This is a genomic window from Nocardia sp. NPDC006982 (assembly GCF_042869435.1).
Taxonomy (GTDB): domain Bacteria; phylum Actinomycetota; class Actinomycetes; order Mycobacteriales; family Mycobacteriaceae; genus Nocardia.
In genome coordinates, this window is the sequence record NZ_JBIAFV010000006.1 from 545,329 (window position 1) to 568,711 (window position 23,383).

The window sequence follows — 23,383 nt, forward strand, 5'->3', positions numbered from 1 at the left end:
TCAGCTCAGGTGGTCGCGGAACTTGCTTCAACTGATTTGGTCGATGAATTCGAATAGCTCGCGGTCATCCGCGGATTCGAGACTGTCGGCACCACCGCCCAGGTCGAATTCGCCGGTGCCCTCGTCTTCGAGCTCACGCAACAGTGCGGTCAACCTGCTTGCGATATCCGACCGGTCCGCAGCCGACAGCGCGGCCGTGGCACAACTGCGCGCCAGCGACTCGAGCTCGGCCGCAATACGTTCCGCGGGGTCGTCGACCGGAACGATCTCCTGCCGGAGGTAATCGGCAAGCGCCTCCGGGGTGGGATAGTCGAACATCGCGGTCGCGGACAATTGCACGCCGACAGCCGATTTCAGCCGGTTACGGAATTCCATCACGCCGAGCGAGTCGAACCCGATATCGCTGAACGGCTTGTCCGGCGGGGTCGAGTCCGCACTGGTGTGTCCCAGCACGGCCGCGGCCTGGGCCCGGATCACGCCAAGGATGACGCGTTCCTGTTCGGCGGTCGAGCGGCCGAGCAGTTGCGCCGACAAAGACGGGGAGCCATTCGATGTTGCCGACGGCGCGCTCGTCGTATCGACCACCCGGCGGTGCGATGGCCGCGACAGGCCACGCATGACCGCGCGCACATCATCGGGATGTGCTTCGCCCAGAGCGGTCCGGTCGATCCGGACCGCCACGAACGCCGACCGGCCGCCCGCCAGCGCGGCGTCGAACAGCTCCATGCCGTCCGCGTTGCCCAGCGGAAGGAGACCTTCGCGCCGCAAACGGGCGAGGTCGGCCGCGCCGAGCGTGCTGGTCATACCGCCGCTCTGCTCCCATGGCCCCCATACCACCGACGTCGCGGGCAGACCGCTCACGTGCCGGTGTTGTGCCAGCGCATCGAGGAAGACATTGGCGGCCGCATAGTTCGCCTGGCCCGGATTGCCGATCACGCCCGCGATCGAGGAGTACAGCACGAACGCCGACAGATCCAGGTCCTTGGTCGCCTCGTGCAGATTCCAGGCCGCATTCACCTTGGGCCGCAACACTTTCGCGATCTGCTCCGGTGTCATGGCGGCGAGCAGACCGTCGGCCAGCACACCCGCCGCATGCACGACAGCGGTCAACGGATGCTGCGACGGTATGGCCGCCAACACCGCGTCCAGTGCGGCTCGATCGGACGCGTCGCACGCGACCACGTCCACATGCGCACCGAGCGCGGTCAGCTCGGCGACGAGTTCGGCCGCGCCGGGGGTTTGCGGACCACGCCTTCCCGCCAACACCAGCCTGCGCACACCATGGACGGTGATCAGGTGTCGTGCGGCCACCGCGCCCAATCCTCCGGTACCGCCGGTGATGAGAACAGTGCCCTCGGGCCGCAATGGCACCGGCACGGTGAGCACGTTCTTGCCGATATGCCGGGCCTGGCTCAGGTACCGGTAGGCCTGCGGCGCCTGCCGTATATCCCACGCGACGGTCGGATACGGCGCCAAGGTCCCGGCCTCGAAAAGCTCGACCAGCGTGGTCAGAATCTCGTGCAGCCGATCGGGACCCACCTCCATCAGCATGAAGCTGTGGTAGTCCACCCCCGGATGCTCGGCGGCCACCTCGACCGGGTCACGCCGGTCGAGCATGCCCATCTCGACGAACCGACCACCGCGCGGCAGCAGCCGCAACGACGCGTCCACGAATTCGCCTGCCAGCGAATCCAATACGATGTCCACACCGCGACCGTCGGTGGCGTCGAGGAACTTCTGCTCGAAATCCAACGTGCGCGAGTTGCCGATTTCAGCGTCGTCGAACCCCGAATCGCGCAACACATTCCACTTCGGCTCACTGGCGGTGACCAACAAGCGCAGGCCCAGGTGTCGCGCGAGTTGCACGGCCGCCAAACCGACGCCACCGGTCGCCGCATGCAGCAACAACGTCTCACCCGGTCGCGCATCGGCCAGGTCGACCAGGCCGTAGTAGGCGGTCGCGTAGACGATCGGAATCGCCGCGGCCTGGGTGAACGACCAGCCACGCGGCATCGGCGCAAGCAGTCGGCGATCGACCACCGCCACCGATCCGACACCCGGGATCAACCCGAAAACCCGGTCGCCAGGCGCGAATTCGGTCACATCCGGTGCGACCTCCAATACGACACCGGCTCCCTCACCGCCGGGCCGCCCAGCCTTGTCGGGGTAGGTGCCGAGCGCCATCAGCACATCCCGGAAGTTGAGGCCGACCGACCGCATACTCACCCGGACCTGGCCTGGTGCAAGCGGTCCCAACGCGGTTGGATGGTCGCTGAAGGCGAAGTTGTCCGCGGTCAACGTGCCCTTGTCGCGCAGAGTCAGCGCCCATGCTTGTGTCTGATGCGGTCTGTGCGGAGCCCTACGTGGTGACGCTGCGCTACCGCCTCCGGGCCTGACCGCACAGACCGGGGCATTTCGCGACGCGACGTCCAGAGCGTTCGAATCACCGCGGTTCAGGCGCGGCACGTATGCCTTCCCGTGCCGCAGGGCCAGCTGGGGTTCGTCGCCCGTAGCCGAAGCCAGGACCACAGCGGGCCGATAGTCCGCCCAGTCTTCGACATCGACGAGGAGAATCCGGTCCGGGTTCTCACTCTGTGCGGTACGCAGCAGACCCCACGCGGCTGCCGTGGACAGGTCCACCGGCTCGTGGGGATGTACCGCGACCGCCTGCCGGGTCACCACCACGATGAGCCTGTCCTGTGTCAGCAGCCGCCGCACCTGCGCCGCGAGGTCGGTGACCAGATCCCGTACTGCCACGGGGAGATTGCCGTCGACGGCCGGAGAGTCGGTGCGCGACAGCTCATTCCATCGGTGAGCGTCGAGCCGCAACACCGTCGCCTCCCGTCCCGCGATCGTCACGGTTTCACCGTCATCGTCGGGACCCCAGGCGTCGGCCGCGGTGAGCGCGTCCGCAGGCTCGGGTAGCACGACCCAGTTCAGCTCGTAGCCGACACCGTCGGTGCGACGGTGCGCCGAGCCGAGCGCATCGGCGGACAAGGTCCGCAGCGTCAGTGCTTCCACGTCGGCCACGGCTATGCCTGCCGGATCGGCGAGGGATACGGTGATTCGCTCACCCCCCGGCCCGGAGCCGGTCACGGCAGCACGGACCCGCACCGTGGTCGCGCCCGTCGCGTACAGGGCGATGTTCTCCCATGAGAACGGGACCGCGACCGCACCGGCCCCGGTGTCGGGAACCAGCCCACCGAGCAGGACCGCGTGCAGCGCGGCATCCAACAATGCCGGATGCACACCGAATGTCGAGCCGTCCGATCGTGCGGACTCCGGCAGTACGACCTCGGCGAACACCTCACCGTCGCGGCCCCACAGGGCGGTCAGTCCGCGGAACGCCGGTCCGTACTCGTAGCCCCGCGCGGCCAGATCCGCGTAGGCGTGATCGATCGCTATCGCCGTCGCCCCTGCGGGCGGCCAGCTCATCGGAACGGAGTCGACCGGTGGTGTGTTCGACCCGACGGTGACCGTCGCGACCGCGTGGCGAATCCATTGTCCCGCAGCGTCGTTGGGCGAGTTCGAATCATCGCCGTTCGACCGCGAGTACATCGACACCGTCCGTGCGCCGGTGTCATCCGGTCCGCCCGCTACCACCCGCAGGTCGAGGGCCCCGGCTGCCGGGATCGGGAGGGGTGCCTCGATCACCAGCTCCACCAGTCGCGGGCAGTCCAGCACCGTTCCCACGTGCAGGGCCAGCTCCACGAGCGCGGCGCCGGGCAGCAACACCACCCCGGTGACGGCATGATCGGCCAGCCAAGGATGAGCGGCTCGCGACAGCCTCCCGGTGAACACCACATCCTGGGAGTCCGGCAACCGCAGCATCGCGCCGAACAGCGGATGTCCCACATCGTCCAGGCCCGACTGCCACAGGTCCGGCGCGTCGACCGGCCGCGCCCAGTAGCGTCGGTGCTGGAACGCATAGGTAGGCAACGTCATTCGAGACGTGGAGCGGCCCGCATACAGCGGCGTCCAGTCCACCGCTACGCCGACGACGGCGGCCTGTGCCAGCGCGGACACGAACTGTGCCGGCTCGTCGATCGAGCGCCGGGCGGCCGCGACGACCGTCGACTTGGCCTCGACGGCCGGAGTCTCGACCAGACATTGCCGAGTCATCGCGGACAGCACCGCATCCGGTCCGATCTCCACGAACCGACGCGCACCTGCCTCGACCAGAACGTCGATCCCCGGCGCGAACCGGACGCACCCCCGCACCTGCTCCACCCAGTACTCGGGATCGGTCAGCTCCGCAGCGACAATGACCGCCGAAACGTTCGACACGATCGGCAACAGCGGCTCCCGATACGTCAATCCTGCGGCGACAGAGCGGAATTCATCGAGCATTGGCTCCATCAGAACCGAGTGGAACGCGTGACTGACACGTAGCCGGGAGGTCTTCATTCCCTCCTCGGCAAACCGATCACCGATCTCGTCCAGCGCGGACGCTGCCCCGGACAGCACCACCGACGACGGGCCGTTCACCGCCGCCAACGACACCCGTCCGCCGTACGCGGCGAGCACCTGCGCCGCCTCGGCCTCCGGCACCGCGACCGCGAGCATCGCCCCGCCCACCGGCAAGGCACCCATCAACCGACCACGCGCCACAACCAGCGCACACGCATCCTCGAGCGACCACACCCCCGCCACATACGCCGCAGCCAACTCACCGATCGAATGCCCGATCAGCAGATCCGGCGCGACACCGAACGATTCGAACAACCGGAACAACGCCACCTCGAACGCGAACAACGCCGGCTGGGTGAACTCCGTCCGATCCAACACCCCCTCGACGTCGGCGAAAATCAACTCCTTCAGCGACCGACCCAACAACGGATCGACCTGCGCACACACCTCATCCAACGCCGCCGCGAACACCGGGAACGCCCGATACAGCCCCCCACCCATACCAACTCGCTGCGCACCCTGCCCCGTGAACAGGAACGTCGTCTTCCCCGAACCCGCCGACCCTTCGATCGTGCCCGGCGAACCCGCCGCCAAATCGGCCAAGCCCGCCAGCAATTCGTCACGATCCCGGCCGACGACGACACCCCGGCGGTCCAGCAATGCTCGCGAGTCCGCCAATGACCGTGCCGCCGACCAGATGTCGACCTCCGGGCGATCGGCCAACCACGCCCGCAACCGCTCCGACTGCGCCCGCAGGCCCTCCTCCGACTTGGCCGACACCGTCCACGGCACCACGGCGACATCGATGTCCGGCCCGGCCACCGCACGCTCAGGCGCCGAAACCGCCTGGGCCGGTGCCTCTTCGATGATCACGTGCGCATTGGTGCCGCTGATCCCGAACGACGACACACCGGCCCGGCGCACCCTGTCGCCCACCGGCCACGCCCGCGCCTCGGTCAGCAGCTGGACATCGCCCGCAGACCAGTCCACGTGCGGGCTCGGCTCATCCGCATGCAGCGTCGTCGGCAGAGTTCGGTGCCGCAACGCCTGCACCATCTTGATCACACCGCCGACACCCGCCGCCGCCTGCGTGTGACCGATATTCGACTTGAGCGAACCAAAACGCAGCGGTTCTCCCGCACGATCCTGCCCGTAGGTGGCGAGCAACGCCTGCGCTTCGATCGGGTCGCCCAGCGCCGTTCCCGTTCCGTGCGCCTCGACCGCATCCACATCCCGCGGATTCAACCCGGCATTCGCCAACGCCGCCGCGATCACCCGCTGCTGCGACGGACCATTCGGCGCCGTCAAACCATTGCTCGCGCCGTCCTGATTGATCGCACTGCCACGCACCACCGCCAATACGTCATGGCCCAGCCGACGTGCATCCGACAGGCGCTCCACGATCAGCACCGCTGCGCCCTCGGACCACGCGACACCGTCGGCCGCGGCCGAGAACGACTTGCACCGGCCGTCTCGAGCCAGACCGCGCTGCCGCGAAAACTCCTGGAACACCATCGGTGTCGCCATTACCGTCGCGCCACCGACCAACGCCAGCGAACTCTCCCCCTGGCGCAGCGCCTGGCAGGCCAGATGCAGCGCCACCAGCGACGACGAGCAGGCGGTATCCACCGTCATCGCCGGTCCTTCCAGACCCAGCGCGTAGGCCACCCGTCCGGAAGCCACACTCCCCAGGCCGCCGGTGAGGACATACCCCTCGACCTCGGGCCCGGCCTTACCCGTCACAGCCTCGTAGTCCTGGTACATCACGCCCGTGTAGACACCGGTGTCGGTGCCGCGCAACGACGTCGGGTCGATCCCCGCGTGCTCCAGCGCTTCCCAGGACACCTCCAGCAGCAACCGCTGCTGCGGATCCATCGCCGTCGCCTCGCGCGGGCCGATCCCGAAAAAGCCCGGATCGAAATCACCTGCGTCATAAAGGAATCCACCACGCCGGGCATAGACCGTCCCCGGCTTGTCCGGATCCGGGTCGAACAGCCGCTCCAGATCCCAGCCACGATCGACCGGGAACTCACCGGTCGCATCCCTGCCGGAAGCAACCAGATCCCACAGCGCATCCGGCGATTCGACGCCGCCGGGGAACCGGCAGGCCATGCCGACGATCGCGATGGGTTCGTCCACGCGTACGCGGCGCGACACCCGTGCCGTCCTGGAACCGGAATCCGTTCCCTCGATCGTGGAGTGCAAGAGGGTGGCGACGGCCGCGGCGGTGGGGTGGTCGAAGACCAGGGTGGACGGCAACTGGACACCGGTGGCCTTCGCCAGCCGGTTGCGGAATTCGACGCCGCCGAGCGAGTCGAATCCCAGTGCGTCGAATCGCTCGCCGGGGCCGATGTCTTCGGCGTAACCGTGCCCCAGCACGGCCGCCGCGTGCTCCCGGACCAGGTCGAGCACCACCTCGGCGCGTTGGGCCTCCGGTACCCGGCTCAGTCGTGTGGCCAGTGAACTCGACGCGGCCGCGGTCCGGTCCGTGGTGCGGGGCAGGAAACCGCGCAGCACCGTCGGCACCGCACCATTGCCCGCTTCGCGCCGCAACTCGGCCGGGTCGAACCGAATCGCCGCCAAGTGCGCGGCGGCGCGACCGGTGGCCGCATCGAACAGCCGCAGACCTTCGTCGTTCCCGATTGCGTGGAGACCGAGCCTTTCCCAGCGGGCGACGGCACTGCGGTCCAAGCCACCGGTCATGCCGCCGGCGGAGTTCCAGGGCCCCCAGCCCAGTGAGATCGCCGGCAACCCGTCGGCACGGCGACGGTGCGCCAGCGCGTCGAGGAAGGCATTGGCTGCCGCGTAGTTGCTCTGTCCCGCCGATCCGATCGTTGCTGCGATAGACGAGAACAGCACGAAGGCCGACAGGGCGCGGTCGCGAGTGAGTTCGTGCAGGTGCCATGCGGCCGCGGCCTTCGAGCTGAACACACGCCGCAGTTGCGCAGTGGTCAGGCCCGCGAGGGTGCCATCGTCGAGGACGCCGGCCGCATGGACCACACCGGTCAGCGGATGATCGGCCGCTATCGAATCGAGCAGGGAACGGAGGGCTTCTCGATCGCCCACATCGCAGGCCGCCACTGCGACGGCAGCGCCGGATTCCGACAGCTCGGACACCAGTTCTCTTGCGCCGTCGGCTGTTTCGCCACGCCTGGACACCAGCAGCAGATGACGGACTCCGTGTGCGGTGACCAGATGTCGAGCCACCAGTGCGCCGAGGCCGCCGGTGCCGCCGGTGATCAGGACGGTGCCTGCGCCGAACGGTTCTCCCGGCTCGGCCTCGCGCTTCGCTCGCGCTCGCACCAGTCTGGGCACGAGCAATGCTCCGGCACGCACCGCCGCCTGTGGTTCGCCCGCCGCGAGCACCGCACCGACGAGTGTCGAGTCATCCATGGGCGCAACGGCCGACGGGTCGGAATCGAGGAGAATGAACCGGCCCGGATATTCGGATTGGGCGCTGCGCATCAGGCCCCAGACGGCCGACGCGGCGAGATCCGGTGCCTCACCCGGCAGCGCGGCACCGTTCGCGGTCACCACGACCAGCCGGGTGTCGGCCAGACGATCCTCGGCCAGCCAGGCCTGCACCGTCGCCAACACCATTTCCAGGTGGCCGCGAACGACGCCCGGATCGTCGGCTGCGGCGCTGTCCTCCGGATGCCAGATCGCGACATCTGGAATCTCTTGTGCCGCAGCGAGTTCCGTTGGGCTCGGATAGGAGGTGCCGATTCCGGCAACCGGCTCCGAACCGAGTACGGTCATCTGGTCCGTGGACACACTCGGTGTCGCCGTCGGCGCGGGCGTCCACTGGACCTCGTAGAGGCCGGCGGCATCCCCGGCCAGGGTGCCGCGCATCTGTTTCACGTCATAGGGCCGCATGACAACCGCGTCGACGGAGACCACCGGCCGTCCCGAATCATCAATGGCCGCAATGGAAATCGTCTCGGGTCCGCGCGCCGTGGCGATGACGCGCAGCGTCGTCGCCTGGGCAGGCGGCTGGTGTAGTCGCGCTCCGCCCCAGCGGAACAGCAACCGGCCGGTGTCCGGATCGCCGTCCTGATCGCGCCAGAGGAGCCCGGCCAGCCCGGCGTGCATCACCAGGTCGAGCAGAGCCGGATGCAGATCGAACCGCTCCGGTTCGGGCGCGGCCGCCGTATCCAGGGTGACCTCGGAGAAGACGGTCTCACCCCGCTGCCATGCGGCACTGACACCGAGCAACGCCGGGCCGTATTCGAGTCCGGATACTGTGGCGATCCGCTCGGGAATCCATGCCGGGTCGAGAGTTTCGGCGTCGATCGGCGGCCAGGCCTCGTCCCGCAGCTGGTCCAGCAGCGCGTCATCGCCGTCCCAGGAGGGTGCCAGCACACCGCTGGCGTTGCGCACCCATTCACCCCCCTGCCGGAAGTAGAAGCTGAACTGCCGTCGCCCGGCCTGGTCCGGCTCCTGCACCGACACCTGGAGTTCGACCTCGTCGTCTTCCGACGGTGGAATCGGAGCCTCCAGGGTCAGCTCCTCGACGACGCCGCAATCTATGCTGCCGCCCGCGACGAGCAGGAACTCGACGAGGGCCGCGCTCGGCAGCACCACAGTGCCGTAGGTCATATGGTCGGCGACCCACGGGTGGGTCGCCAGCGAGAACCGGCCGGTGAAGACGAACTCGTCCTTACCGGCCACCGGCACCACACCGGTGAACAACGGGTGGGCAAGGGTGTCGCCGATGGCTTCGGGGCGCGGCGGCAACCAGAAGCGCTGGCGTTGGAAGGCGTACGTGGGCAGGGGAACTCGTCGTATCGCCCGGCGACGCAGCAATGGCGTCCAATCCACCCGCATACCGGATGTGTGCGCGTGCGCCAGCATCGTCGAGAACTGTTGGGGCTCATCGTGATCCCGGCGCGCGGCCGCGGCCACCACCGAGGCCGACTCCGCGTCCTCGGGTAGGGTCTGCCGGGTCATCGCCGCCAGCACCGCGTCGGGCCCCACTTCCAGGAATCGACGCACACCCGAGGCGAGCAACGTCTCGATGCCCGGCGCGAATCGCACCGCGGCCCGCACCTGCCGAACCCAGTAGGCGGGTTCGGTCACTTCGTCCCCGGCAAGCCGACCGGACACATTCGACACCACCGGCAGGCGTAGCCGGTGGTACGTCAAATCCTTTGCGACAGTCTCGAATTCGGCCAGCATCGGCTCCATCCGATGCGAGTGGAAGGCATGGCTGACCCGCAGCCGCGACGTCTTCGCGCCATGCTCGGCGAATCGGGCCTCGATCTCGCCGACCGCGTCCTCGTCACCCGAGATCACCAGAGCCGTCGGCGCGTTCACCGCGGCGACCGACACTCGGCCGGGATACCGGGCGACAACATCATTCACTTCGGTTTCGGACGCTGCGATGGCCAGCATCGCTCCGCCCTCGGGCAACGCACCCATGAGACGGCCGCGCGCCGCCACCAACCGGCACGCGTCCGCGAGCGACCACAGGCCCGCGAGGTACGCGGCCGCGACTTCTCCGATCGAATGGCCGATCAACACATTCGCGGTGACGCCGAACGACTCCAGCAAGCGATACAGCGCCACCTCGAAGGCGAACAACGCGGGCTGGGTGAACTCCGTCCGATCCAGCACCGCCACACCGGTATCGCCACCGGCGACGCCGCTGAACATGACCTCTTTGAGCGAGCACTCCAACACCGGATCGAACTGGGCGCACACCGAATCCAACGCGTCCGCGAATACCGGGAACGTCTCGTACAAGCCTGCGCCCATACCGATCCGCTGTGCACCCTGACCGGTGAACAAGAAGGCCGTCTGCCCCGGACCAACGACGCCGCCGATCACACCGGTACCGGTCCCCGATTCGGCGAGATCCGCCAACCGCTCGAGCAACTCGTCCCGATCGCGACCGAGGACCACACTCCGCGAATCCAGCTGCGCCCGCGACGTCGCCAGCGCATAGGCCGCATCCGCGATGTCGACCTCCGGCCGCTCCGACAACCAGGCCCGCAGCCGCTCGGCCTGCGCACGCAGACCCGCCTCGCCCTTACCCGACACCAACAATGCGGTGACCGGCACGGTGATTTCGGTGTCTTCCCCGGCGGCCGCTACCGGGGCGGCAGGCGCTTCTTCGAGGATCACATGCGCATTGGTGCCACTGATCCCGAACGACGACACACCCGCCCGGCGCACCCGATCTCCGGCGATCCACGGTTCGGCTTCGGTCAGCAGACGCACCGCGCCCGCGGCCCAATCCACATGCGGCGACGGCGTTTCGGCGTGCAGCGTCCGCGGCAACCGCTCGTGCCGCATGGCCTGCACCATCTTGATCACACCGGCCACACCGGCGGCGGCCACGGTATGGCCGATATTCGATTTCAAGGAACCGATCCGCACCGGTTCCCGATCGCCACGATCCTGTCCGTAGGCGGCGATCAAGGCCTGTGCTTCGATCGGATCACCCAGGGCCGTGCCGGTCCCGTGCGCCTCCACGGCGTCCACATCGACCGCCGAGATCCCCGCATTGGCGAGGGCCTGCGCGATCAACCGCTCCTGCGACGGACCGTTCGGCGCGGTCAGACCGTTGCTCGCGCCGTCCTGGTTCACCGCACTGCCGCGAATAACGGCCAGGACGTTGTGTCCGAGCCGCTGCGCATCCGAAAGCCGCTCCAGCACAAGGACGCCCGAGCCCTCCGACCACGCCACACCGTCGGCGGCAGCGGAGAACGCCTTGCAGCGGCCGTCCGGTGCCAGGCCGCGCTGGCGGGCGAAGTCCACGAACAGATATGGGCTGGCCGCGACGGTCACGCCACCGGCGAGAGCCAGCGAGCTGTCGCCCTGGCGCAGCGCCTGGCACGCCAGGTGCAATGCCACCAGCGATGACGAGCACGCCGTATCCACCGTCACCGCCGGGCCCTCCAGGCCGAACACATACGCGACACGGCCCGAGATGACGCTGTGTGACGTACCGGTCAGCCGGAAGCCCTCCAGGTCGCCGGTCACCCGGCGCGAGTAACCCGATGAGCAGGCACCGGCGAATACGCCGGTATCGCTGCCCCGCAACGACATCGGGTCGATACCCGCGTCCTCCAGGGCTTCCCACGATGTCTCGAGCAGCAGCCGCTGCTGCGGATCCATCGCCAACGCTTCGCGTGGGCTGATACCGAAGAAGCCGGGGTCGAAATCGCCTGCGCTGCTGAGGAATCCACCGTGGCGGGTGTAGACCGTGCCCGGTTTGTCGGGGTCGGGGTCGAACAGTCGGTCCAGGTCCCAACCCCGGTCGGTCGGAAATTCGCCGATCACGTCCCGACCCGCGGTCATGAGGTCCCACAGGTCCTCGGCGGACCGCACACCACCGGGGAATCGGGCGCCCATGCCGACGATCGCGATCGGTTCGTCCGTGGTCGTGCGTCGCGATACCCGATGCTCGCCCCGGTCGTTTCCGGTGACCCGGGCCCGCAACAGTGTCGCGACCGCACTCGCGGTCGGATGGTCGAAGATGAGTGACGCAGGCAGTGGCACACCGGTGGCCCGTATCAGCCGGTCCCGCAGTCGCACCCCACTGACCGAATCAATGCCGAACTCGGTGAACGGCAGGTCGGGGTCGATTGATCGGGCCGAATCGTGGCCTAGTACGGCGGCGGCATGCTCACGAACGATATCGAGAACTACTGTGTCACGCTGATATTCGGGGGCTGCCAGCAGTTTGCGGGCCAGCGGACTGTCGCCCCACGCATCGGTCCGCTCCCGATCTTGGGAAATTCGGCTCTCGGAAATTTCGGGGAAGCCACCGGAAGTGACCAGCGCACCGGACCAGAAGTTACGGCGCTCGAACGCGTATGGCGGCAGATCGACCCGCGCCCCACCGGAGACCAGCACGCGCGGATCCACCGGCACACCGGCGCAGTAGGCCTGTGCCAGCGACGCGATGAACTGTTCCGGGCCGCCCGCCCCGCGCCGCAACGATCCGACAACGGATACGCCCTCGGCCGCACCGGCGGCCTCGGCGGTCAGGGCGATACCCATCGTGAGCACCGGATGCGGGCCGACCTCGATGAATCCGGTGATGCCGTCGCCGATCAGCGCCGTAACAGCATCGGCGAATCGAATCGGTTCCCGCTCCGACCGATACCAATATTCGGCGTCCAGTTCAGCCGTATCCAACCGGTCGGCGAATACCGTGGAGAAGAACGGCACCGATCCGGATTGTGGGCGGATCGGCTCCAGTTCCGCGAGCAGCCGATCGCGGACCCGCTCGATCGCCTTCGAATGCGACGCGTAGTCGATCGGAACCCGGCGGGCCCACACACCGTCGCGGGCGCAGTCGGCGAGGAATCCCTCCACCGCCGAAACGTCACCGGAAATCACACTTTGCGCCGGTCCGTTCACCGCCCCCAACGACAGCCGATCCCCATACGCCGAAAGACGTTCTCGGACCGCATCCGCGCCGAGCCCGATCGAGGCCATACCGCCATGTCCGGCCAGCTCATCGGCCAACGCCCGGGACCGGAGCGCCACCACACACGCCGCATCGGATAGCGACAGTCCACCGGCAACATGCGCGGCGGCGACCTCACCGTGGGAATGGCCGATCACCACGTCCGGCTCCACACCGGCCGCACGCCACATCCGGGCCAGTGACACCATGACCGCGAACAGCACCGGCTGTACCACATCCACGCGATCCAGCGAGGGGGCATCGACTTCGCGGCGCAGCACCGCCGTCAGCGACCAGTCCACGTACGGCGCAAGCGCCGCTTCACATTCCGCGATCGACTCCGCGAACGCACCACCCGAATCCAGCAGGCCCAGCGCCATACCCTCCCACTGGCTGCCATTCCCCGGGAAGACGAACGCGACCCGCCGCTGCTCGGCCCGCCCGGTTGTCGGCTCGATCGCCATAGCGGGGACGGTCGGGTCGGCCAAAGCTGCCAAACCGGCCAGCAGCTCGGCTCGATCCAGCCCGACAATGGCTCCGCGCCACTCCATTTGGGCGCGCGTGGCCAGCAGCGAATGCGCCACATCGACCACATCCAGCTCCGGATGCCGCAGTAGCCACTCCCGCAGCCGGGCCGCCTGTGCACGCACGCCGCCCTCGCTGCGCGCCGAGACCACCCACGGCACCGCGGCGGCCTTGCTGCCCCCCGTGGTCGCGGCGGACTCCACGGCGGGCGCCTCCTCCACGATCACGTGGGCGTTCGATCCCCCCATGCCGAACGACGACACACCTGCCCTGTGTACGTCGGCGACGGGCCAGTCCTCGGTGCCCGTCAGCACCCGTAAACCCAAGTCCGCGAGCGGAATTCGTGGATTCGGCGTCTTGAAGTCCAGGCCGGCCACCAGTTCTCGGCGGCGCAGACAGAGCACGGTCTTGATGAGACCCGCGATACCGGAAGCACCTTCCAGATGCCCGATATTCGTCTTGACCGATCCGACGGCCAGCGGCGCTTCCTGCGCCCGGTGCACACCGTAGGTTTCGCCGAGCGCGGCGGCTTCCACCAGATCACCGGCGGGTGTCCCGGTGCCGTGCAATTCGACGTACTGCACCGACGACGCCTCGACACCTGCCGCGGTCAGAGCAGAGTGGATCGCCGCCGCCTGCGCATCGCGACTCGGGGCGCTCGGCACTCGGCGTTCGCCGCCGGTGTCGACCGCACTGCCGCGGATCACGGCATGAATCCGGTCGCCGTCGGCGACCGCCTGCGCCAAGGGTTTCAGCACCACAATGCCGCCGCTCTCGCCGCGCACGAACCCACCGGCCAGGGCCATGTCGCTCTCGCCGCTGCGCAGACTCTCGCAGGCCAGATGAACCGCGACCAGCGAGGATGCCTGGTCGCTGTCGACCAGGATGCTCGGGCCGCTGAAACCGAAGTAGTTCGAGACGCGGTTCGCGATTTCGGCGGAATCGCTTCCGGTGCTACCGAGGAACACACCGCACCGCCGGGCCTCGCGCGCCGTGGCGGCCAGGCCCGCGTCCTCGAGCGTCTCCCAGCTCAATTCCAGTGCCAGCAACTGCTGCGGATCGATTGCGCGCGCCTCATTGGGCGAGACCCCGAAGAAGTCCGCGTCGAACTCCCCTACGGTGTCGACGAATCCGGCCCGCTCGGTGATGCTCTCCCGCCCCGCAGGACCGGTGCCGATCGCGGCGCGCCCCTCGCTGAGCAGCTGCCAGAAACTGTCGAGATCGGCCGCGCCCGGCAGTCTGCAGGACATGCCGACGATAGCGACCTCGAACGCCGATCCGGTCACCTCTGAACATCCTTCCCAAGGCAGGCTGGGACCCGCCGAAAAGCTTCTGACGAGTGTGTTTGTCGTCTGCAGCAAAGGAATCAGTCGATTCCCGCTTCGGACATAACGGATTTCGACGCGGTCGAGGCTCAATGAGGAGCCCTGAATGATGCGGAGCGTCTTCTGCAAGCGACCTGGGGCCCGAGGAGATCGCAGGCTAGGCCCAGGCTGGACATGCCACCGCTGGACCGCAATAGAGCAAATTAGCAGCAAATACTGCTGAAGACTGGGGCGCTACGTGGGCACGCCAGAATGTCCAGGCGCGCACAAGAGGGGATGCCCGAAACATCTGCCGCAAGGTGCATACATAACACCTATGCGACAGCGATATGGATCAGCACAATGATCCTTCAGATTTCCGAACAGTAGAACGCGATTCATCGTACTGAACAGTAATTTGACGATCTTGACCTTGTCAACCGCCCAGTAGCTTCCCGATAGTTACCACGATCGGAGATGAGCAACAGGCCCGAGGCGGTGATCACCAGACGGCTCCAGTGCGGTTGTGCGGTGTAAAGCATTGGTCTCCTCAGGGCATCGCTACACCAGAAATAGCAGACCTCGTCCGCGTGACCTCTCCAAATATGGGAAGGCGAACCGGGCCGCGTTCTGATTGCCTGCTGCGACCGGGACCTCCACCGAAGACGCTGTTCGCTTGTTCGAAAAACAAATCCAATGTTGAAGAAGCCCAGGCTTTGCGGGCACCACCGGCCACATAGACATGCGCTGCGCGGAATGGCCCGGGAGGCAGCGGTCGACGGCGCGGACTATCTACCGCGTGATGCCGAATCGAACCCACTCCTGAGCAAAAACGAAAAATGGCCCGGAACAAAGTGTTCCGGGCCAATTCCCTTGTAGCGGGGACAGGATTTGAACCTGCGACCTCTGGGTTATGAGCCCAGCGAGCTACCGAGCTGCTCCACCCCGCGTCGGTAGGGACAACGCTACAGCATGAGTCGGCGCTTACCTAAACGGCAGGTGGGAGGGGTTAACCAGCGGGTAATCGGCGGTGGGTGCGAGCATGAGGGTATGCCGATTACCACTAGCGCCATTGCCCATGTGCGACTGACGGTCTGCGATATCGATCGGTCGCGGGCGTTCTACGAGAAGGTGTTCGGATGGCCGGTCGCGCTGGAGGTGCCCGCTGATGTGGATGAGGCGACGCGGGAGCAGCTCGGGTTTCTGTTCGGCGGGGTGATCTATCGGATGGAGCACGGGATGCTCGGGTTGCGGCCGGTCGGCACCGACAGCTTCGACGAAGATCGGGTCGGGCTCGATCATCTCGCGTTCCCGCTGAACTCACTGGCCGAATTGGAGGCTGCCGCAGCGCATCTCGATGACTGCGGGGTCGCGCGCGGAGACATCAAGGACATCGGGTTCAGCTATATCCTCGAGTTCCGGGATCCGGACAATATCGCGTTGGAACTGATCGTCCGCAAGTAGGCTAGGCCGCCTTCACCACCTTCTGCACCGCCGCTACGAAGAACTGATCGAAGGCCGCCTGGTCGAGCGAATCATCCAGCGCGGCAAGGCGAACCGCGACCGTGATGCCCCGGACCTCGGCGTAACCCAGGTATGCATTCTGCGTCAGCGGAGTGCCGCTGGCATCCGTCGTCGCGGTGCTGGTCGCGTGGTAGGCGATTGCGTTCGTGCCATTCAGTCCTTGGGGCACAGGCTGACTCGTGACGCGCTCCGATGCGGTGACCTGATGGCCGTCATAGGTCGCGATCACCTCGACCGAACCGCAGCGCTTATTGCCGTCCGCGATCCGTTGCAGATCTCCGGTCCGCCCGGAGACGAATTCGACAAAAATCTGGCCCGACTTACCGGTCGCCGCGGAGATGGACGACTGCGCGAGCAACTCCTTGGTCGCCGCTCCGAGATCCTGCTGCGTGGAACCGCATTCTGCCGGTGTGAAGGTGGCGTTCTGCTGGGTTGCGGTGAGATCGCCGACCGTCGACTGCAGCTGCTCCGGCGGCAGATCGAGTTTCTTTGTGCCCGCGGGGAATTCCTCCGGGGTCAACACCAACTGTTCGCGAGGGGTGGACGGCGCCGAGGAATTCGAGTGATTCGCCGAGTCGTCCTTGCCGCTACAGCCCGCGACGAGTACCGCGGCCGCCGCCATTGCCACTGCCCACCGTGCATTACGCAATTCGATCATGGGGTGATCATGTCAGCTGTCGCCATGAGCACCCACTTGCGGAAGGTATTTCAGAGCTCCGTGATCCGGGTGCGGTGGCGCTCCTGCAGCTCACGCGAGCGACGCAGATAGTCGAGGACGAGGCGCAGTTCCGCCGCGCTGTAGCGCGAGATCTCGCCCGCACCCTCCTCGGCGATCGGCCCGTAGATCCGCATGACCTTGGCCATCGCGGCGTCGGTAATCCGTATGACGACCTTGCGGCGATCCCCCGGTTCCGGATGGCGGACGACGTAGTCGAGTTTGGCGAGGCGGTCCAGCATGGTGGTCACGCTGCCGCTGGTCAGGCCGAGTTCGGCGGCGAGAGCACCGGGGGTGGATTCGCCGTGCCACAGGACTTCCAGACAGCGCAGGTCGGTGCGGTTGACGCCGAGATTGGTCGCGGCGGCTTGGTCGACGGCGTCGACCGCGGCCTGTAGCGCCTGCGCTTCGCGGCCGAGTTCGGCGCGCAGTTCGGCCAGTTCTGATTTTTCTCTTGACATTCAAGCCTCTTGATCGTCAAACTACTTATGTCTTGATAATCAAGATACAACAGAGTCAAGAGAGATTTCGGAGGCACACCATGAAGAAGGCGCTGATCATCGGGGGCGGGATCGCCGGGCCGGTCACCGCGATGGCATTGCAGCGGGCCGGATTGGAGCCGATTGCGTGCGAGGCGTACGCGGAGGCGGCGGCCGAGCAGATCGGCGCGTATCTGACGGTGGCGGTGAACGGACTGTCGGCGCTGGCGCTGTTGGACGCGCATCACGTGGTGACCGAGATCGGGCACCCGACCGCCACACTGTCGTTCGCGACCAGCGGCGGCAAGCACATCACCGATATGCCGATCGGCGGCACGCTGCCCGACGGCACCGTCACGCACAGCATCAAGCGGCGCGATATGTATCGAGCGCTGAATGCCGAAGCGGCGCGGCGCGGCGTGCGGTTCGAGTACAACAAGCGGCTGGTGGATGCGACGTCGACCGAGAACGGCGTACGTGCGGCCTTCGCCGACGACACCACGATGGACGCAGATGTACTGATCGGTGCCGATGGAATCCGTTCTCGCACAAGGGAAATCATCGATCCATCCGCGCCGAAGGCGCACTTCCTCGGCATCTACGGGCTCGGCGGATTCGTAAGCGATCGGGGGCTGCATCGCGAACTCGGGCTGCGGCCCGGTGTGTACAGCATGATCTTCGGGAAGAAGGCGTTCTTCGGCTACTTCGTCGCACCGGACGGCGAGATCTGGTGGTTCGCGAATATGCCCAGGACACAGGAACTTTCACCGGCGGAATCAGTGGAGTGGCGAGCGCAACTCGTCGAAATGCTGTCAGCGGATCGCGGCCCGGCCGCCCGGATCGTCGCCGCCACAACGGATGACACCTTCGTCCCCGCCTTCAACCAGTACGACATGCCGACGGTCACCAAGTGGCACAACGACAATATGGTCATCGTCGGCGACGCCGCGCACGCCGTGGCATCCTCCTCCGGCCAGGGCGTGTCCATGGCGGTGGAAGATGCCCTGACATTAGCTCTCTGTCTGCGCGATATTCCGGATACCGCCGCGGCCTTGGCCGCGTTCGAGGACTGTCGCCGCGAGCGGGTCGAGAAGGTGGTCGCCTATGGCGCGGAAACCAGCGGCGACAAGGCGTCGAACGGACTCGCCCGCCTACTGGTCCGCCTGCTCACGCCGTACTTCCTGAAGAAGGCGGCCAAAGCCGGTGTCACCCCGCTGAACTGGATGTTCGACTACCGGATCGACTGGACACCCCAGCGGGTGCCCCAGGCTCAGCGGGCAATTGAAAGGTCAGCGTGACGAACCGCCGAGCGTGGGGTCGCAGCCAGCGTCTTGTGCAAACTGGTGCGCATGGTCGTAGCCGAGTCGAGCAGATAATTCTGCCGCACCTTCCACGGATGCCGGTCACCCTGACGCGGAAAGTCGCCGATCGAGCGCTGAATATAGCCCGACGCCAGATCGAGCAGCGGGCGCTCGTCGAGCTTGCCTTCCGGCTTCGGCACCACGGCCGCATAGTCATTGCGGTCCAGGTGGTTGATGACCTTGCAGACCAACCGCGAGGTCAGGTCGGCGCGCAACGTCCATGAGGCATTCGTGTACCCGATGCAGACCGCGAAATTCGGTACACCGGTGAGCATCGCACCCTGCCAGACGAACTGTTCCGACAGGTTCACCGGCTCTCCGTCGACATGTGGCGCAATGCCGCCGAAGGCCAGCAATTGCAGCCCGGTCGCGGTGACCACGATGTCCGCCTCCAGGATTCGACCGGACTTCAGCCGAATTCCCTCGGGCACAAAGGATTCGATGTGGTCGGTGACGACCTGCGCCTTCCCCTTCTTCATCGCCTTGAAGAAATCGGCGTCGGGTACAGCACACAACCGCTGATCCCACGGGTCGTACTTCGGCGTGAAGTGTTCGGCAACAGCCTTCTCATCCTTCAGGATTCGCGCCGTCAGACCGGTGAGCAGTTTGCGCGCGGCCTCCGGACGGCGACGGCAGTACTGATAGAAACCGATGCTGAACAGGATGTTCTTGGTGCGGATCACGCGGTGCGCCAACTGCGGCGGCAGCAGCTCGCGGATCTTGTCGGCCTGCTTGTCCCGGCCGGGAACGGCGCTGATCCAGGTCGGCGAGCGCTGCAGCATCGTCACTGATTCGGCCTGATCGGCCATCGCGGGCACCAGCGTGACCGCCGTCGCACCACTGCCGATGACCACCACGCGCTTGCCCGCGTAGTCGAGATCCTCGGGCCAGAACTGTGGATGCATGACCTGTCCGGCGAAGGAGTCGATGCCCGGGAAATCCGGGGAGTGGCCCTGGTCGTAGTTGTAGTACCCGGCGCAGGCGTAGAGGAAATTGCAGGTCAGCGTGCACTGCGTGATGCCGCCGACGGCATCGCGCTGCTCGAGGGTGAGCGTCCAGCGCGCCGATGCGGTGGACCAGTCGGCCCCGACCACCTTGGTGCCGTAGCGGATGTGCCGGTCGATGCCGAATTCCGCGGCCGTGTCCTCGACGTAGCGCAGAATCGACGGACCGTCGGCGATCGACTTCGCATCCCGCCACGGCTTGAACGGATAGCCGAGGGTGAACATATCCGAATCCGAGCGAATGCCGGGATAGCGGAACAGATCCCACGTCCCACCGAGCGATTCGCGCGCCTCCAGCACGGCATAGGTTTTGCCCGGGCATTCGGTCTGCAGCCGATACGCTGCGCCGATGCCGGACAACCCGGCGCCGACGATGACGACATCGAGGTGGTCCGGAACTACGGCGGTCTCGGGCCCACCCGTCACCCGACCACCGCCCCTCATCGAATCGCTGCGCGATGCTGGCCTCATCGTTCCAGTCTGCGAGCCCACTGGACCGATTTCTTGACTTTGCGCGACAAGTATTTGATTCTGAGCGACATGTCGGTGATTCGGTCCGCGGGGTTGCGCGGATTTCGCGCGACGGTGGCCGAGCTGGGCGGGAACGCCGAGGAGTTCGCCACCGCCGTCGGACTGCCGATCGCCGCTCTGGATGCCGATGATCTGCTGGTACCGGATCAGGCGGTCGCTGCGGCGCTGGAGCTGGCCGCGCAGCGGCTCGACTGCCCCGACCTCGGACTGCGCATTTCACATCGACAGGATCTGGATATGCTCGGCCCGCTGGCCCTGGCCATCCGCAATTCGCCGACGCTCGCCGATGCCCTCGAATGCTGTTCCCGCTATCTGTTCCTGCACGCGCGGTCGCTCAGCCTGACGATCGAACCCGACCCGTATGGCGACCGCAGCGTGACCGCCTTGCGCTATGGCGTCCAGCCCGGCGGGCCGACACCGGTCCAAGGCACCGATCTCGGACTCGCCTTCGTGCATCGCACATTTCAACGACTGGTGGATGTGCGCTACGGACTGCGCTCGGTCGAACTGCCGTACCGGCCCGCCGCGCCGATCCGAATCTATGAGGAGTTCTTCGGCGCACCCGTGCGAGTCGAGCGTCCCGCGGCGGCATTGCGAGTGCCGATCAGCCTGGCGACCCGGCCGCTGAGCGGCGGCGACGAGAATCTGCATCGCTTGGCCATGGCCTTCCTGGCCGGACAGTCCGGCGGCGCGGACGCCGCCATCGCACCGAAGGTCCGCGCCGCCGTACAACAACTACTGGGTACTGCACCGCCGGAAATCACCGCCGTGGCAAGGCTTTTGACGATCCACCCGCGCACACTGCAACGTCGCCTCGCCACCGAGGACACCTCCTTCGCCACCATCCTCGATACGGTCCGCCGCGACGAAGCCCGTCGCTACCTGACCACCACCGATATGCCGATGAGTCAGGTGGCCTCGCTGATCGGACTGTCCGAACAGGCCACCTTCACCCGATGCTGCCGAAGATGGTGGGGCACAACGCCTACCGCGGTTCGGCGCGAGGGTGCTCAGCACCGGCTACCGCAGTAGACCGACCGCCTCTTTGGTCGCCTCCGCGACCAATGCATTGTCCACCTGGGCATCTGGGCTGGAATGGGTGGTCAGCACCGCGATCACGATCGGAGCGGCGCTTCCGGCGGGCCAGGTGACCGCGACATCATTGGCCGAGCCGTAGTCGCCGGTGCCGGTCTTGTCGCCGGTCTTCCAATCGTTGGGCAGGCCGGCGCGAATGCGAGTGCCGCCGGTGGTGCTGGCGATCAGCCAGGATGTCAACTGCTCGCGCTCAGGTGCGGCGAGTACGTCGCCGACCGTCAGTGCGCGATAGTCGGCCGCGATTGCCGCGGGCGTGGTGGTGTCGCGCTCGTCGCCGGGGACGGCGGTGTTCAGCGTGGGCTCCGTGCGGTCCAGTCGGGAGACCTGATCGCCGATGGACCGCAGGAACCGCGTCAGCGCCTGCGGGCCGCCGAGCAGTTTCAGCAGCTCATTGGCGGCGGCATTATCGCTGCGAGTAATCGCCGCATCGCACAGTTCCGACACCGACATACCGCTGTCGATCCGGGTGCCGGTGACCGCCGAACCGCCCGCAGCCGCCGCATCGGCCGCGGTGAAATGAATGATCTGATCGAAATACCCTGTGGCAAGCGGATGTTCGTGCAAAAGCGCGGCACATGCGAGCGTCTTGAAAGTCGACATCATCGCGAACCGCTCGTCCTGACGGAAGCCGACGGTCCTCCCCGAACCGGTATCGACGGCGAGGACCCCGAGCCTGGCCTGATGCTGCTGTTCGATACCGGCCAACTGGCCCACCGGAGTCGGCGCTGGGTCCGGATCTTTCGACTCGTTCCCACATGCACCGAGCAGCACCGTCGTCACCAGGACGAGCCCCATGCGAGCCGAGCTCCGCCCGCGTCTACCGATCTTTGTCATGACGACACGACAGCACAGTGCCGATCCGCCTGTCCAAGACCGACGTGGCCGAAAGTCGATATCGGAATCGATATCGTCGCAGCGTACAGGCGCGACAGAGGTCTCGGCGGGACCGAGTATCAGGCAGCAGTCACCCGCAGCACCGCCTTACCGCGAAGGGTCCGTTCGGACAGCGCTCGGAACGCATCGGCGGTCTGCTCCCAGTCGAGCGTCAGACCGATCAACGGGGTGAGCCGACCATCGGCGACCAGATCCACGAGGATTCCGAGATCCTCGCCCTTGGTCTCCTCGGGAACCGGGCTGATGAAGCCGACGATATGTGCGTTCCAGCCCTGGGCATAGAAGTCGGCGAGGGTTAATTCGGCTGCGCCGCCGATATTTCCGTACCAGGCGAGATGTCCGCCGGGCGCAATGCGGCGAACAGCCTGGGCCGTGATCGGTCCGCCGATGCCGTCGAGTACCAGATGGAACGGGCCCAAACCTTCTTCGGCAAGGGAGGTTACGACGTGCCGCGCACCGAGGGCACGCGCTTCTGCCGCGCGTTCCGGACTGCTGACGAGTGCCGTCACCCGAGCGCCCGCCGCGACCGCGAGTTGCACCGCGTACTGGCCGACGCCGCCGGTCGCACCCGTAATCAACACCTGCCTCCCGAGCACGGCACCGCCGACGCGGAGTGCGCGCAATGCGGTCAGCCCCGCAATGGGCAGGGCTGCGGCCATTTCGAAGGACACGCGATCGTCGAGCACCGCCGTGCAATGCACCGGCACCGCAACGCGCTCGGCCCAGCCTTCCCAGTCCAGGTAGCAGACCACCCGGTCACCGACGGCCGGGCCTTTGCCATTCGCAGCTGCCCGCACGACCACACCCGCGACGTCCTGACCAGGTCGCCAACCATCGGAGCGGCGGGCGATCAAATTGACCTCATCGTGATTGACGGCATAGGCGCGCACCGCAACGACGACTTCATCGGACGCGGGATCCGGCTCCGGCAGATCGCCGGTCAACCGCAATCCGCCACGCGCCGCCGGATCTGTGATGAAACCTCGCATGTTCGGCCACCCTATCGGCCGGCGGTCGAGGTGCAACCGCGTTAGCAGGGATCGATGAACGCCAGATAGTCAAGGAATGAACGAGCCGTTCGACGGATGCGCGCGTAAGCTCCCTGGTCCGGGAGGTCGG

9 protein-coding genes and 1 tRNA gene are annotated in these 23,383 nt (G+C 66.7%); 3 read left to right on the forward strand and 7 right to left on the reverse strand.

Going from position 1 to position 23,383, the window contains the following annotated elements; all coding sequences use genetic code 11:
- Positions 1–27: 27 nt before the first annotated feature.
- Both ACFYOW_RS26570 and ACFYOW_RS26575 read right to left on the reverse strand, forming a co-directional pair.
- Positions 28–14,643 (reverse strand): SDR family NAD(P)-dependent oxidoreductase, encoded by a 14,616-nt coding sequence (locus tag ACFYOW_RS26570; protein ID WP_387292253.1) that lies wholly within the window; start codon positions 14,641–14,643, stop codon positions 28–30.
- Positions 14,644–15,537: 894 nt separating this feature from the next.
- A tRNA-Met gene (locus ACFYOW_RS26575) sits at positions 15,538–15,611 on the reverse strand.
- 100 nt (positions 15,612–15,711) lie between these two features.
- On the opposite strand from ACFYOW_RS26575, the gene ACFYOW_RS26580 reads away from it, so the two are divergent.
- Positions 15,712–16,125, forward strand: a complete 414-nt coding sequence (locus ACFYOW_RS26580) for a VOC family protein (protein ID WP_387292255.1) — start codon at positions 15,712–15,714, stop codon at positions 16,123–16,125.
- Between the two features lies 1 nt (position 16,126).
- Here the strand turns inward: ACFYOW_RS26580 and ACFYOW_RS26585 are convergent, their stop codons facing one another.
- Together ACFYOW_RS26585 and ACFYOW_RS26590 are read right to left on the reverse strand one after the other, a co-directional pair.
- Positions 16,127–16,843: a hypothetical protein gene (locus ACFYOW_RS26585; RefSeq protein WP_387292257.1), complete on the reverse strand. Its 717-nt coding sequence runs from the start codon at positions 16,841–16,843 to the stop codon at positions 16,127–16,129.
- 50 nt (positions 16,844–16,893) lie between these two features.
- On the reverse strand, positions 16,894–17,361 hold the full coding sequence (locus ACFYOW_RS26590; RefSeq protein ID WP_387292259.1) for a MarR family winged helix-turn-helix transcriptional regulator: 468 nt from the start codon (positions 17,359–17,361) through the stop codon (positions 16,894–16,896).
- 80 nt (positions 17,362–17,441) lie between these two features.
- Between ACFYOW_RS26590 and ACFYOW_RS26595 the strand changes: the two genes are divergently transcribed.
- The gene (locus ACFYOW_RS26595; RefSeq protein WP_387292261.1) at positions 17,442–18,677 is read left to right on the forward strand and encodes an FAD-dependent oxidoreductase; all 1,236 of its coding nucleotides are present in this window, start codon (positions 17,442–17,444) and stop codon (positions 18,675–18,677) included.
- Here ACFYOW_RS26595 and ACFYOW_RS26600 read toward each other — a convergent pair.
- A complete protein-coding gene (locus tag ACFYOW_RS26600; RefSeq protein ID WP_387292423.1) occupies positions 18,650–20,188 on the reverse strand; it encodes a flavin-containing monooxygenase in 1,539 nt (512 codons plus the stop codon). The genes ACFYOW_RS26595 and ACFYOW_RS26600 overlap by 28 nt on opposite strands.
- Positions 20,189–20,284: 96 nt before the next feature.
- Here ACFYOW_RS26600 and ACFYOW_RS26605 point away from each other — a divergent pair, with 96 nt between their 5' ends.
- The gene (locus tag ACFYOW_RS26605) at positions 20,285–21,307 is read left to right on the forward strand and encodes an AraC family transcriptional regulator (RefSeq protein ID WP_387292263.1); all 1,023 of its coding nucleotides are present in this window, start codon (positions 20,285–20,287) and stop codon (positions 21,305–21,307) included.
- Here ACFYOW_RS26605 and bla read toward each other — a convergent pair.
- On the reverse strand, positions 21,296–22,165 hold the full coding sequence (gene bla / locus ACFYOW_RS26610; RefSeq protein ID WP_387292265.1) for a class A beta-lactamase: 870 nt from the start codon (positions 22,163–22,165) through the stop codon (positions 21,296–21,298). The two genes, ACFYOW_RS26605 and bla, sit on opposite strands and share 12 nt — an antisense overlap.
- Before the next feature lie 158 nt (positions 22,166–22,323).
- On the reverse strand, positions 22,324–23,253 hold the full coding sequence (locus tag ACFYOW_RS26615; protein ID WP_387292267.1) for a zinc-binding dehydrogenase: 930 nt from the start codon (positions 23,251–23,253) through the stop codon (positions 22,324–22,326).
- Between the last annotated feature and the right edge of the window lie 130 nt (positions 23,254–23,383).

Coding starts and splice junctions, on each gene's coding strand:
- ACFYOW_RS26605 (WP_387292263.1), top strand. CDS start 20,285: ATGTCGGTGATTCGGTCCGCGGGGTTGCGCGGATTTCGCGCGACGGTG.
- bla (WP_387292265.1), bottom strand. CDS start 22,165: ATGGGGCTCGTCCTGGTGACGACGGTGCTGCTCGGTGCATGTGGGAAC.
- ACFYOW_RS26615 (WP_387292267.1), bottom strand. CDS start 23,253: ATGCGAGGTTTCATCACAGATCCGGCGGCGCGTGGCGGATTGCGGTTG.
- ACFYOW_RS26585 (WP_387292257.1), bottom strand. CDS start 16,843: ATGATCGAATTGCGTAATGCACGGTGGGCAGTGGCAATGGCGGCGGCC.
- ACFYOW_RS26595 (WP_387292261.1), top strand. CDS start 17,442: ATGAAGAAGGCGCTGATCATCGGGGGCGGGATCGCCGGGCCGGTCACC.
- ACFYOW_RS26580 (WP_387292255.1), top strand. CDS start 15,712: ATGCCGATTACCACTAGCGCCATTGCCCATGTGCGACTGACGGTCTGC.
- ACFYOW_RS26600 (WP_387292423.1), bottom strand. CDS start 20,188: ATGAGGGGCGGTGGTCGGGTGACGGGTGGGCCCGAGACCGCCGTAGTT.
- ACFYOW_RS26590 (WP_387292259.1), bottom strand. CDS start 17,361: ATGTCAAGAGAAAAATCAGAACTGGCCGAACTGCGCGCCGAACTCGGC.